Raw genomic sequence first — 12,512 nt, 5'->3', positions numbered from 1 at the left:
AGGCGGACGGGAGCTTCCCGCCGTCAGCGGAGACCTTCATCCCGCATGTTGGCCGATGATTCTATCGTCTTGATTCGAATCGCGATCATCATACAGCCGCTTTCCCTTGCCCCAGGAAGAGCGGCATCCCGCTAACGTGACGGATGAGCGATCCACGCTCCACGACATGCGTGTCGAGGATGACGCTTTCCATATTCGGATGGCCGTCCCTGAGCTGGAGCAATAGCTTGGCTGCCGCTTCGCCCATGCGTCGATGCGGGACATGCACGGTGGTCAGTTGCGGCTGGACCACGAGCGCCAGGTCGATGTCGTCGAAGCCGACGATCGAGACGTCGGCCGGAACCGAAATCCCAAGTTCCCTGGCCCCGGTCATCGCGCCGACCGCCAGGACGTCGTTGCCGCAGATCACGGCCGTCGGAGGATTGTGCCGTCGCATCAAGGTTTCGAAGGCGCGGCCGCCTCCGTCAAGCGAGTAGGTGGTCTCCACGACCGGCATCGCCTGTGCGTCCATTCCGGCAGCCGCCAGCGCATCACGCACGCCGCTTACCCTATCGGCGGACCGGTCGTTCGTCTCGGTCTTGCCGGCAATCATAGCGATCATCGTGTGGTTGTAATTGATCACTTTAGTGGCCAGCGCGCGCGCCGCGCTGCGATTGTCGAATCCGGCATAGAGGTTGTCGTCGCCCGGGCGATAATTCCAGGCAATGACATACGGCACCCCGCGCTGGCGCAGGAAACTGTACGTCGCTTCGGGGCGGGTCACGCCGATCAGCAAGAGTCCATCGGCGCCTCGCCCGACGAGCGCGCGGATCTGTTCGCCCTCTCGCTCGGGGTCGTAGCCCGAACTCGCGACGAGCAGCGTCACGCCGGATGCGGCCAAGGCTTCCTGAAACGCTTGGATGCCACGAGCAAAAATGGCGTTCTCCATGGTCGGAATGACCGCGCCGACGGTGTTGGTCCGGTTCGAGGCGAGAGCCTGACCGCCGAAATTGGGCGTGTATCCCAGCTGGGCGACCGCAAGGATGATCCGTTCTCTGGTAGCGGGAAGGACACGCTCCGGCACATTCAGGCAGCGTGACACCGTCGCGGTTGAGACGCCGGCGCGGCGCGCAACGTCTTCAAGTGTCGGTGCAGACCTGCCGCTCATGCTGTTTTTCCTTGCGTCCGTGACCGTCATTATCCAAGAAATTGTTGCCAATCGCAATATGCAAGCGCTTGCATCGATGATTGAAAGGGCATACACCCTGTCGGGGACGCATCAAATCATGGAGGAGACGATGCGTAATTCGGGTGCTGCCGCGCTTGCGGCGACCGGGGTCGTGTTTGCGATTTTCGTTGCGAATGTCGTTCTCGGCGCAATGGCTGGGAAGGCTTTTCTCTCCGACGTCGGGGAGATGTTGGTCTTGTCACTGGCATCGACCCTTTTCGTCATTGCCGTGTTGCACCGTGAGCGAGCACGGGAAGGCAGATCTGACGTCCCCAATATTGATAACGGTCGGGAGGAGGCCACCAATGTCCAAGATTCATGAACCCACAGAACTGGAATCCGCGGAGCGCCGGAATTTTCTGCGCCTGACGGGTGCCGGGGCTTTTACTGCAGCCATGATTGCCGGCGCGGCGGGCACGCTTTGGTCGGATGTGGCGGTCGCGCAGGCGGCCAGCGAGGAAAGGGAGCGGGAGGGAGCCGCCGAGCACGTCGTGACGGTGGCGACCGAGTACCAACTTGGCACGACGCGCAGCTACCCGATGATGCAGCTTGACCTGAAGGAGAACCTTCAGAACGCTTCCAATGGCCGGATCTACGTCAAGCTCGCCCCTGGTGGACAACTCGGCGTGGGCAGTGCGCTGGCGCAGAAAGTGCAGGGCGGAACCGTGCCCGTCGGTCAGTTCTCGCTGTCGAATTTCGCCCCCTATGCGCCGGTCGTCGACCTCATCAACATGCCGTATCTGTGCGGCTCCAATCAGCGCTTCGTGAACCTCGTCACGTCCGATATCTGGAAAGAACAGGTCGACGCGAAGGTTGAACAACGTGGATTCCGGCCCCTGTTCTACTTCTGCATCGATCCGCGGGTCGTGGCGGTCAGGAAGGGCGGGAATCCGATCATCACCCCGGGCGACTTGCAGGGCGTGAAATTTCGCGTGCCCGGCTCCAAGATGCTGCAGCAATACTACCGCATGGTCGGGGCCAATCCGACGCCGGTGGCTTGGGGCGAGACGTCCTCCGCGATCAAGCAGGGTGTGGCCGATGCGCTCGATCCCGCGGTCGGCGCTCTTTATGCCTTCGGGTTCAAGGACATCCTCAGCCATGTGACGTTCACGCAGGCTGTTCCCGACAGCCAGTGCTATGCCTGTAACCTCGAATGGTTCAATGGGCTCGGCAAGGACGTTCAGGAGGCGGTCGACTGGGCCTCGGAGATGACCTTCCACCAGAACCTTGCCAAGGTGCCGTCGTCCCGGACCTACGCAATGGCTGAGATGCGAAAGTCCGGTGTGGAGTTTCATTCGCTGAGCGAGGACCAGTTGGGCGAATGGAAGGAAGCCGGCGGCTATCAGCACAGCGACTGGGATTCCTATAAGTCCGAACTCGCTGGATCGATGGACGTCTTCAAAGGCCTCGAGGAGGCTGCGGGCACGACGGGACGCTACTACGTCCACGACGCTTGACGCATCGCGCGGATGAGTGCGCCTCGAGCGCGTTCATCCGCGATCTCATGATCGCAGGGCGCGGGATAGAGCGCCGTTGACGAGGGTCAGGGTCTGTGCCGGATTTGCCGTTCGTGACGGTGGTCGGCGCCGCTCTGCCGCGAAGGGGAGAGGCGCGTGAAAATTCTGATGCTCCTGGACCGGAACGTCGAGCGATGGGCGCTGCTCATCTTCTACACGGTCCTCGTCGCGACGATGGCGGTCGAGGTGATCCGGCGTGAATTATTCGCCTATTCCTCGATCTGGGGCGAGGAAATCGTCCGCTATTCCTTCATCTATCTCGCCTGGATCGGCGCAGCCTCGGCGGTGAAGGAGCGCGCCCACATCCGCATCGACGTTCTGTTCCATTATGTGTCCGTTCGCGCCAAGGCGCTGCTCTACATCCTCGGCGACCTGGTCATGTTCGTCGTTGCTGGTTTTGCCGTCTACTGGTCGTTCGAGACCGTCGAGGTCTCCTGGAGATTCGGCTCGGTCAGCCACGGTCTGCGGGTTTCCATGGTCTGGTTCCTGATGGCCGTGCCGGTCGGCTTTGCCCTGATGATCTTTCGCCTCACCCAGTCCCTTGTGCGGGACACCGCCGCCCTCGTGAGCGGCCGCCCGCCCTACGAGGGCGAGCGCCTGTTCGATTGAGGCCCAGATGCTTTGGCAACAACTCCAACAGCAGGCGGTGGAACTGGGATGGGATTTTTACGGCCCGGTTCTGCTTTTCGTCGCGCTCATCATCCTGGGCATTCCGGTCTGGGCCGCGATCGGCGCCTCGGCTGTCGCGATGCTGGCCTGGTCGCAGGTGCTTCCGCTGTCGCTGTTCGGAGAATCCCTGTTCGATGGGATCGACGCCTTCGCGCTAACGGCGGTGCCGCTGTTCATCCTGACGGGGGATGTGCTGGTCCGCACCGGTCTCAGTCGAAAATTCCTCGACATCGCCGAAGCGCTGACCTGTTGGGCCAAGGGCGGCTTCGGCTCGGCCACGGTGCTGGTCTGCGGCATGTTCTCGGCGATCTCGGGCTCCGACGCCGCTGGCGCAGCGGCGGTCGGGCGCATGACCATCGACCGTCTGGTGGAATCCGGCTATCCGCGCCCTTACGCCTGCGCCCTGGTGGCCGCCGGCGCCTGCACCGGCATTTTGATCCCCCCGTCCATCGCCTACATCATCGTCGGTCTGGTGCTCGGCATCTCCGCCTCGACGCTGTTTCAGGCAGCCATCATTCCGGGCATCGCCATCCTGCTCTCGATCCTGTTGACCAATATCGTCGTCAACCGGATTTACGCCTACGAGGGCGGCGGCGCGATCTCCGGACGCGAATGGCTGGGCAATGTCGGCCGGGCGCTGAAGAGCGGCTGGTATGCATTTCTCGTTCCCGGAATCATCTTCTATGGCATTTTCTCGGGCCGCCTGACGCCGACCGAGGCCGGCGCGACGGCAGTCGTCGTGACGATCATCTTGGGGTTCGTCCTGGGGACGCTGAAGCTCTCCGACTTCCCCTCCATGCTGGTTTCGTCCGCCAAGGTGAACGGTGTCATCGTGCCGATCATCGCGATGTCGTTGCCGCTGGCGCAGACACTGGCCGCGCTCGGCGTGCCGCAAGGCTTCGTCTTCGCGGTGACCTCGCTGACCGACGATCCCAACATGCTCATCCTGTTGATGATCGGTATTTTGATCGCTGCCGGATGCGTGATGGAGACGACGCCCAACATCGTCATCCTGGCGCCGATCCTGAAACCGCTCGCCGACGAAATCGGCATGAACGAAATCCAGTTCTGCATCATGATGGTCACCTCGCTCGGGGTCGGATTCATCACCCCGCCGCTGGGATTGAACCTCTTCGTCGTCTCGGGGCTGACAGGCGAATCCATCCTGCCGATTGCCTGGCGGGCGGTGCCCTTCGTCATCTTCATGCTCGCCGTCGTTCTCTTGATCGCCTACGTGCCGGCGATTTCCACGGCGATGCTCCCCGAGATCTATCGTTAGGAAACTTCCATGGCCGAATATCTCAAGAAAGCCAGCAAGACGTCGACATCGGACGCCGGGGATGTGCGCGAAACGGTGCAGGCCATTCTCACCGAGATCGAAGCGGGCGGCGAGGCTGCGGCGCGCGCCTATGCCGAGAAGTTCGATCGCTATGAGGGCAATGTCGTGCTGACCAAGGATGAGATCGCGGAAGCCAGCTCAAAGGTCTCGCAGAAGCTGAAGGACGACATCCGCTTCGCGTATGACAATGTGCGTCGCTTCGCCGAGGCACAGAGGGAGACGATCCGCGATATCCAGATCGAGGTCGTTCCCGGACTGATCGCCGGCCAGAAATCCATCCCCTGCCAAGCGGCGGGATGCTATGCGCCCGGCGGTCGCTACAGCCATATCGCCTCGGCAATGATGACCGTGACCACCGCGAAGGTCGCCGGCTGCAGCCACATCACGGCGTGCTCGCCGCCCAGGCCGGGTGTCGGCGTCAATCCGGCGATCATCTACACCGCCGATTTGTGCGGCGCCGACTCGATCCTGGCGATGGGCGGCGTCCAGGGCATCGCGGCCATGGCGTTCGGCCTGTTCGGTCTGCCGAAGGCCGATATTCTCGTCGGACCCGGCAACCAGTTCGTCGCCGAAGCCAAGCGGATCCTGTTCGGCCGCGTCGGCATCGACATGTTCGCGGGGCCAACCGACAGCCTGATCCTCGCCGACGAAACCGCCGATCCGGAGATCGCCGCCGTCGACCTCGTCGGGCAGGCCGAGCATGGTTACAACTCGCCGGTCTGGCTCGTCACCTCGCACCGGCCCTTGGCCGAGGCCGTGCTTGAGAGAGTGCCTGCCTTGATCGCGGCGCTGCCCGAACTGAACGGCCAGAACGCAGCTGCGGCGTGGCGCGACTATGCCGAGGTGATCGTCTGCAAGGACCGCGAGGAAATGGCCAAGGTCGCCGACGAATACGCGCCCGAGCATCTGTCGGTGCAGGCCGCCGATCCGGATTGGTGGCTCGATCGCCTGCAATGCTATGGCTCGCTCTTCCTCGGCGAGGAGACGACGGTTGCCTTTGGCGACAAGGCGTCCGGCACCAACCATGTGCTGCCGACCTCCGGCGCCGCGCGGTATACGGGCGGCCTGTCGGTCCACAAATTCATGAAAATGGTCACTTGGCAGCGGGCTACGCGCGACGGCGCGCGGCCGGTTGCAGAGGCCACCGCACGCATATCGCGGCTGGAAGGCATGGAGGGCCATGCCCGCACCGCCGACATTCGCCTGGCCAAATATTTTCCCGGCGAGAATTTCGATCTGAGCGCGGCGGAGTGAGGCAAGGAGAACACGTGACCGTGGCAAGCCAGGCGCTTTTCGATGTGAGCGGGCGGGTCGCCTGCGTGACCGGCGCAAGCAGCGGGCTCGGCCGGGCCGCGGCCACCATGCTCGCCGAAGCCGGCGCGTCGGTCGTCGGGGTGGCGCGGCGCGGCGACGTTCTCGACCAATGGAAATCGGAGACGGGCGGCAAGGTCGCTACGGTCGTCGCCGATCTCTCGGATCGAAGCGCGGTGAGCGATGTCGCCGACGCCGTATCGCGGCCGTTCGGTCCGCCCGACATCTTGATCAACGCCGCCGGCCTCAACACCCGCCAGCCGGCGGACGATGTCACTCCCGAGGGGTGGGACGCAACGCTCGCGCTCAATCTGACGGCTCCGTTCTTTCTGGCGCAGGCGCTGGTGCCGGCTATGAAGGCGAAGGGCTGGGGTCGCATCGTCAATTTCGCTTCGCTGCAATCGCGCCGCGCCTTTCCGGGCGGCATCGCCTATGGCGCCTCGAAGGGCGGCGTGGAGCAGCTGACGCGGGCGATGGCGGAAGCCTGGTCCGGCGCTGGCGTTCTGGCCAACGCGCTCGCGCCGGGCTTTTTCCCGACTGAGCTGACCGGCCCGGTCTTCGCCGATCAGGCCCTCGCGGAGCGCCATGCGGGCCAGACCTGCATCGGCCGCAACGGTGAACTCGCCGATCTCGCGGGGCCGCTGCTGTTCCTGTGTTCGGATGCGTCAGCCTATGTCACCGGCCAGATCCTGTTCGTCGATGGGGGGTTCACCGCCAAATGAAGGCGCTTGTCTATACCGGTCCCGAGCAGCTGCGATACGACACCGTGCCGGACGCCGTCGCGCGAGACGGCGAGGCGCTGCTGCGGGTGGATTCGGTTGGCATCTGCGGGTCCGACATGCACGCCTTTCTCGGCCATGACGAGCGGCGTCCGGCGCCGCTGATCCTCGGCCACGAAGCGGCCGGCACGATCGTCAATGGCCCCGAGGCCGGCCGGCGCGTGACCGTCAATCCGCTGGTGACCTGCGGCCAGTGCGAGGCCTGCAAGGCGGGCCGCAACAATTTGTGCCCCCAGCGGCAGATCATCTCCATGCCGCCACGCGAGGGCGCGTTCGCCGAGCGCCTGTCGATGCCACTGGAAAACCTCGTTACCATTCCCGCCGGCGTCAGCTTCGAAAAGGCCGCGCTCGCCGAGCCGATCGCCTGCGGCTGGCATGCTGTGAGACTGGCAAGGAACGCTCTCGCCAAACCGCTGGAGGAGGCGACATGCCTCGTCATCGGCGGCGGCGCGATCGGCCTCGGCGCGGCGCTCGTACTTGCCACCGCGGGCGCGTCCGGCATCGCGATCTCCGAAACCAACAAGGCCCGTCACCCGACGCTGACGCGTTCCGGCGACTTTCATGTATTCGATCCGTCTCAGCCCGGCTGCGCCGTCGACGGGGCTGTCGATCTGGTTATCGACGCCGTCGGCTTTGCGGCGACCCGGGAAGCAGCCTGCCGCGCGGTGCGTCCGGGCGGTGCCATCGTCCATATCGGTCTCGGCGATGCCAATGGCGGCCTCGATATCCGGAAGATGACCTTGCAGGAAATCGCCTTCATCGGCACCTACACCTATACGCCGGCGGATTTCCGGGAGACCGCCGCAGCAATCTTCGACGGACGTCTGGGCGCGCTCAACTGGACCGAGACCCGCTCGCTCTCTGATGGCCTCGGCGCGTTCCGCGACATCCGCAACGGCGCGGCGGCTGCACCCAAGATCATCCTCAAACCCTGAGCGTCAAGCTGCTGGTTCGATGGATGGAATTCGCGCCGCGTCGGTGAACCCTCGCGAGCGATCTTGACTGGTCAACGAAGATCGGACTGGTAATGGAAACCGTCGGTCACGCATCGGGACAGGCGCCATTCGACCGGCGAACCGTCGAGCGCGAAGGCGACCCGCTCGATGGACAGTACCGGATGGCCAGGCTGGCAGTTCAGCCGCGTGGCGGTGGTCGCGTCGGCGCCGGTCGCCTTGAGTTGTTCCAGAGCCCGCCCGATCGTGATCGAGAAAACCTCCGAATAGAGCGCGTAGACGTTGTTCGGTAGGTCGCGGATTTCCGCCAGCGAAGGGAATTTTGCGACGGGGAGGGTGATCTGCTCGGCGATGACCGCCCGGCCGCCCAGATGCCGGACGCGGTCGATGCGCCAGACGGCGTCGTTCCGCGCGATCTGCAGGGCCTTTGCGGCGGCGGCATCGGCGCGCCCACGCACCCGTGCCAGCACCTGACTGTCGGGGAACAGGCGGGTGCCGTCGTCGGCCGCGAGCCGGAAGAACTGGAACAGGATGCGGCCTTCCTCGGGCAGCGCCACGAAGGTGCCGCGTCCCTGCCGCCGGACCAGGAGATGTTCGGCCGTCATCGCGTCGAGGGCCTTGCGCACCGTTCCCTGACTGACGCCGAGATCGGCCGCGATCTGGAATTCGCTCGGCAGCATCAGCCCCGGCGTCCACACGCCGTCGATCAGTCGGCGGACCAGGGTCTCGCGCACCTGCTGATAGAGCGGTCTGAACGCTGGGGCATTCTCTCCGTCCGACATGCGTCACCGTCCCGTTTCCAAAGACCCTAAACCGCTTGACATAACTGGGTAAAGGTAATTTATGTCTTATACAAGACTCGAGATGATCGCACATTGGCCGATCCGCTTGGAGTCGGCTCGATCAGCTGCTTTTCACGTCTGTATCAACCGTAACCCTCGGAGGAATCAATCATGAGCATCCCGCAACTGCTCGTCCACGATCACAAGGACAACGTCGGCGTTGTCGTCGTGGAGGACCTCAAGGCCGGCACCGAGATGCTGTGTGTCGTCACAGCGGACAACTCGTCCTTCAAGCTGATCTGCAACGACAATGTGCCGATCGGCCACAAGGTCGCGCTGAAGGATCTTTCGACGGGCGATACGGCGATCAAATACGGCGAGGATATCGGCCGCATGAAGGGGGACGCGAAGAAGGGCGGACACGTCCATGTCCACAATCTGAAGACCAACCGCTGGTGATCGCGCTGGGGCGGTGACGCCGTCCCGCCTTCGATCCCTTCGTTTATCCGTCAGTTCAGGAAAGAGACCCGATCCATGCCGATCAACACCAATCGCAAATTCATGGGCTACCGCCGTGAGAACGGCCGCGTGGGCGTCCGCAATCACATCGTGATCCTGCCCGTCGACGACATCTCCAACGCCTGCTGCGAGGCCGTCGCCAACAACATCAAGGGTACGCTCGCCCTGCCGCACGCCTATGGACGGCTGCAGTTCGGCGAAGATCTCGACCTGCATTTCCGCACCATGATCGGCACCGGCGCGAACCCGAACGTCGCCGCCTGCATCGTGGTCGGCATCGAGCCGGGCTGGACCCAGAAGATCGCCGACGGCATCGCCGCGACCGGCAAGCCCGTGGCCGCCTTCTCGATCGAGCAGAACGGCGACCTGAAGACGATCATGGACGTCTCCCGCAAGGCCAAGGAATTCGTCCAGTGGGCGACCGAGCAGCAGCGCGTCGAATGCGACGTGTCCGAGCTCTGGGTCTCGACCAAATGCGGCGAGAGCGACACCACGACGGGTCTCGGCTCCTGCCCGACGGTCGGCAACATGTACGACAAGCTGATCCCCGAGGGCATCTACGGCGTCTTCGGCGAAACCTCGGAAATCACCGGAGCCGAGCACATCTGCAAGGAGCGTGCGATCGACGCCGAGACCGGCGAGCGCTGGTACAAGATGTGGAAGGCCTATCAGGACGACGTCATCTTCGCCCACGCCACGGACGATCTGTCGGACAGCCAGCCGACCAAGGGCAATATCGAGGGCGGCCTCTCGACGATCGAGGAAAAGGCGCTCGGCAATCTGGAGAAGATCGGGCGCGAGTGTAAATTCATCGACATTCTCGAACCGGCCGAGGCGCCGCAAAAGGGCAACGGCCTCTATTTCATGGATACCTCGTCGGCGGCGGCCGAATGCGTGACGCTGATGGGAGCGGCCGGATATGTCATCCACACCTTCCCGACCGGCCAGGGCAACGTCGTCGGCAATCCGATCGTCCCGGTGATCAAGATCACCGCCAATCCGCGCACCGTGCGCACGATGTCCGAGCATGTCGACGTCGACGTGACCGGAATCCTGCGCCGCGACAAGACCATCGATCAGGCCGGTGATGATCTGATCGAATCGATCATGCGCACGGCGAACGGCCGGGTCACGGCGGCCGAAGCGCTGGGACATCGCGAATTCGTCATGACCAAGCTCTATCGCAGCGCCTGAGCCATCGTCGCCGGACGCCTCCACGAAGCGCCCGGCGTGATACCTGATCGGCGGCCGTCTTGTCAGAGACGGCCGCCACGGCTTTTGTGGAGGGGAGCCCATTGCCCGAAATTGTCATTACCGAGTTCATGGACGAGGCCGCCGTCGATCGGATCCGGGCCCGGCATGAGACCCTCTACGACCCGCAACTCGTCGATCGTCCGGACGACCTGATCGCCGCGGTCGCCGGCGCCAGCGCCATCGTCGTGCGCAACCGGACCAGGGTCACCGCCGCGCTGCTTGCCGCCGCGCCCGGCCTTCGCTGTGTCGGGCGCCTCGGCGTCGGTCTCGACAATATCGATCTCGATGCCTGCAAGGCGCGCGACGTGACGGTCTATCCGGCATCGGGCGCGAACGACGTCGCCGTCGCCGAGTATGTCGTCACCACGGCGCTCGCGCTGCTACGGCGCGCCTATACCGCGACCGAAGACGTGATCGCCGGTCGCTGGCCGCGCCAGCAATTGATCGGCCGGGAAGGGCAGGGCAAGCGTCTGGGGCTCGTCGGTTACGGCTCGATCGCTCGCCAGACGGCCGCGCGGGCGCGAGCCTTCGGCTTCTCGATCGCCGCCTTCGATCCGTTCCTGCCGGAGAGCGACGCCGCCTGGGCCGATGCCCAACGGCTCGACCTCGACGATCTGCTTCGCCTCTCGGATGTCGTCAGCCTGCATGTGCCGCTGACGGACACGACCCGCCACATGATCGGCGCGGATGCCCTGTCGGCGATGCGGTCCGGCGCCGTCTTGATCAATTCGGCGCGCGGCGGCGTGGTCGACGAGGCGGCGTTGGCCGACGCGCTGCGTCAGGGCAAGATCGCCGGCGCGGCGCTCGACGTATTCGAGACCGAGCCCCTGACCGCCGAAGCCGGTCGCGTTTTCGCCGGCATCGCCAACCTCATCCTGACGCCGCATATCGCCGGCGTCACCGACGAATCGAATGTCAGGGTCAGCCGGGTGACGGCCGACAATATCCTGCGCCATCTGGAGACGCGTTCGTGACCGAAAGACTGTCGATCGCCGAGGCTGAAACGCTCGCGTCCGACGCGCTGCAACGCGCCTCGACCGGCCCGTCGCAAGCCGCCTCGGTTGCGCGCGGGCTCGTCGCCGCGGAAGCCGCCGGCCAGAGCGGGCACGGGCTGCGGCGCCTCGTCGCCTATTGCGCGCAAGCCAGGGCCGGAAAGGTCGCCGGCGCGGCGGTTCCGCAAGCCGAGCGGACCCGGTCGGCGCTGCTGCGCATCGACGCGGGCAACGGCTTCGCTTTCCCGGCGCTCGATCTCGCCGTGGAACAACTGCCGGCCATTGTCAGGGAGACCGGGGTGGCGAGCGCCGCCGTTTATCGCTCGCATCATGCCGGTGTGCTCGGTCTGACGGTGGAGCGCTTCGCCGAAGCCGGCCTCGTCGCCCTGATGATGGCGAATTCGCCCGGCGCGATGGCGCCCTGGGGCGGCACCCGCGCCCTGTTCGGCACCAATCCGATCGCCTTCGCCGCGCCCTTGGGCGATCAAGAGCCGATCGTCATCGATCTGTCTCTGTCGAAGATCGCGCGCGGCAAGGTCATGGCCGCCAAGCAGAAGGGCGTGTCCATTCCCGAAGGCTGGGCGCTGGACAGTGCCGGACAGCCGACGACCGATCCCGACGCGGCGCTCGCAGGGACCATGCTGCCGATGGGCGATGCCAAAGGTGCCGCGCTCGCCCTGGTCGTGGAAATGCTGTCGGCCGGACTGACCGGCGCGAACTACGCCTATGAGGCAAGTTCCCTGTTCGACGACAAGGGGCCGCCGCCGGGACTGGGCCAGTGGATCCTCGTCATCGATCCGGTGGCGATGGGCGGCGATCATGCCGTTGAGCGTCTGGCGACGCTGGTGGGGGAAATCAGCGCCGAGTCGGGAACCCGGATTCCGGGCCGCAAGGGCCGCGCGGCACGGCGCGAAGCGCTCGAAACCGGCATCGCGGTGGACGATGATCTGCTGGCCGCGATCCGTGCGATGTGAGGGCAACGATCGAGGCGGTGTGATCGGACCCATCTCGGTCGCGATCACCCCTTCGTCGTGGGTCGGGATACGCCCGTTTCCTCGCTCGGTCGTCGACAGCCCGGCCGTGAGGTTCTGTAATGCGTGCTGAACGACCAGACTCATGCAGGCCTAGCCCGCGCTTCCGGAGCCGATTTGCGCCAGAGTGAGAAGCACGCTTTGACACAGAATACATTG

13 protein-coding genes are annotated in these 12,512 nt (G+C 64.6%); 11 read left to right on the top strand and 2 right to left on the bottom strand.

The annotated features are described in order from the left end of the window. Positions 1–88: 88 nt before the first annotated feature. Entirely contained in the window at positions 89–1,147 is a 1,059-nt protein-coding gene (locus VQ045_RS14475) for a LacI family DNA-binding transcriptional regulator (RefSeq protein WP_331830593.1), read from the bottom strand. Here VQ045_RS14475 and VQ045_RS14470 point away from each other — a divergent pair. From VQ045_RS14470 to VQ045_RS14440, 7 genes are all read left to right on the top strand, one after another. After that, positions 1,146–1,529, top strand: a complete 384-nt coding sequence (locus VQ045_RS14470; RefSeq protein ID WP_327650894.1) for a hypothetical protein — start codon at positions 1,146–1,148, stop codon at positions 1,527–1,529. The genes VQ045_RS14475 and VQ045_RS14470 overlap by 2 nt on opposite strands. Further along, positions 1,513–2,664, top strand: a complete 1,152-nt coding sequence (locus VQ045_RS14465; RefSeq protein ID WP_331830592.1) for a TRAP transporter substrate-binding protein — start codon at positions 1,513–1,515, stop codon at positions 2,662–2,664. The genes VQ045_RS14470 and VQ045_RS14465 overlap by 17 nt, the downstream gene beginning before the upstream one ends. 156 nt (positions 2,665–2,820) lie before the next feature. Further along, positions 2,821–3,333 carry a TRAP transporter small permease gene (locus VQ045_RS14460; RefSeq protein ID WP_327624528.1) on the top strand — a complete coding sequence of 171 codons (513 nt, stop codon included), beginning with the start codon at positions 2,821–2,823 and terminating at the stop codon, positions 3,331–3,333. Positions 3,334–3,340: 7 nt separating this feature from the next. Next, entirely contained in the window at positions 3,341–4,672 is a 1,332-nt protein-coding gene (locus VQ045_RS14455; protein ID WP_331830591.1) for a TRAP transporter large permease, read from the top strand. A gap of 9 nt (positions 4,673–4,681) precedes the next feature. Then, entirely contained in the window at positions 4,682–5,986 is a 1,305-nt protein-coding gene (gene hisD / locus VQ045_RS14450) for a histidinol dehydrogenase (RefSeq protein ID WP_331830590.1), read from the top strand. A gap of 20 nt (positions 5,987–6,006) precedes the next feature. Beyond that, positions 6,007–6,765 carry an SDR family NAD(P)-dependent oxidoreductase gene (locus VQ045_RS14445; RefSeq protein ID WP_331830605.1) on the top strand — a complete coding sequence of 253 codons (759 nt, stop codon included), beginning with the start codon at positions 6,007–6,009 and terminating at the stop codon, positions 6,763–6,765. Then, complete coding sequence (locus tag VQ045_RS14440) at positions 6,762–7,757, top strand: alcohol dehydrogenase catalytic domain-containing protein (protein WP_331830589.1); 996 nt, start codon at positions 6,762–6,764, stop codon at positions 7,755–7,757. Before VQ045_RS14445 ends, VQ045_RS14440 begins: the two co-directional genes overlap by 4 nt. 71 nt (positions 7,758–7,828) lie before the next feature. Here the strand turns inward: VQ045_RS14440 and VQ045_RS14435 are convergent, their stop codons facing one another. Further along, on the bottom strand, positions 7,829–8,557 hold the full coding sequence (locus VQ045_RS14435) for a GntR family transcriptional regulator (protein WP_331830588.1): 729 nt from the start codon (positions 8,555–8,557) through the stop codon (positions 7,829–7,831). A gap of 171 nt (positions 8,558–8,728) precedes the next feature. Here VQ045_RS14435 and VQ045_RS14430 point away from each other — a divergent pair, with 171 nt between their 5' ends. From VQ045_RS14430 to VQ045_RS14415, 4 genes are all read left to right on the top strand, one after another. Then, positions 8,729–9,016 carry a UxaA family hydrolase gene (locus VQ045_RS14430; protein ID WP_331830587.1) on the top strand — a complete coding sequence of 96 codons (288 nt, stop codon included), beginning with the start codon at positions 8,729–8,731 and terminating at the stop codon, positions 9,014–9,016. 75 nt (positions 9,017–9,091) lie between these two features. Then, positions 9,092–10,270 carry a UxaA family hydrolase gene (locus VQ045_RS14425; protein WP_331830586.1) on the top strand — a complete coding sequence of 393 codons (1,179 nt, stop codon included), beginning with the start codon at positions 9,092–9,094 and terminating at the stop codon, positions 10,268–10,270. 101 nt (positions 10,271–10,371) lie between these two features. Then, positions 10,372–11,304: a hydroxyacid dehydrogenase gene (locus tag VQ045_RS14420; RefSeq protein ID WP_331830585.1), complete on the top strand. Its 933-nt coding sequence runs from the start codon at positions 10,372–10,374 to the stop codon at positions 11,302–11,304. After that, the gene (locus VQ045_RS14415) at positions 11,301–12,296 is read left to right on the top strand and encodes an Ldh family oxidoreductase (RefSeq protein WP_327624536.1); all 996 of its coding nucleotides are present in this window, start codon (positions 11,301–11,303) and stop codon (positions 12,294–12,296) included. The genes VQ045_RS14420 and VQ045_RS14415 overlap by 4 nt, the downstream gene beginning before the upstream one ends. Positions 12,297–12,512 lie beyond the last annotated feature (216 nt).

Origin of the sequence: Aurantimonas sp. E1-2-R+4 (assembly GCF_036549515.1) — a bacterium.
GTDB lineage: Bacteria > Pseudomonadota > Alphaproteobacteria > Rhizobiales > Rhizobiaceae > Aurantimonas > Aurantimonas coralicida_A.
Note: the sequence above shows the minus strand (reverse complement) of the source record. Positions and strands in the feature narration are given on the sequence as shown.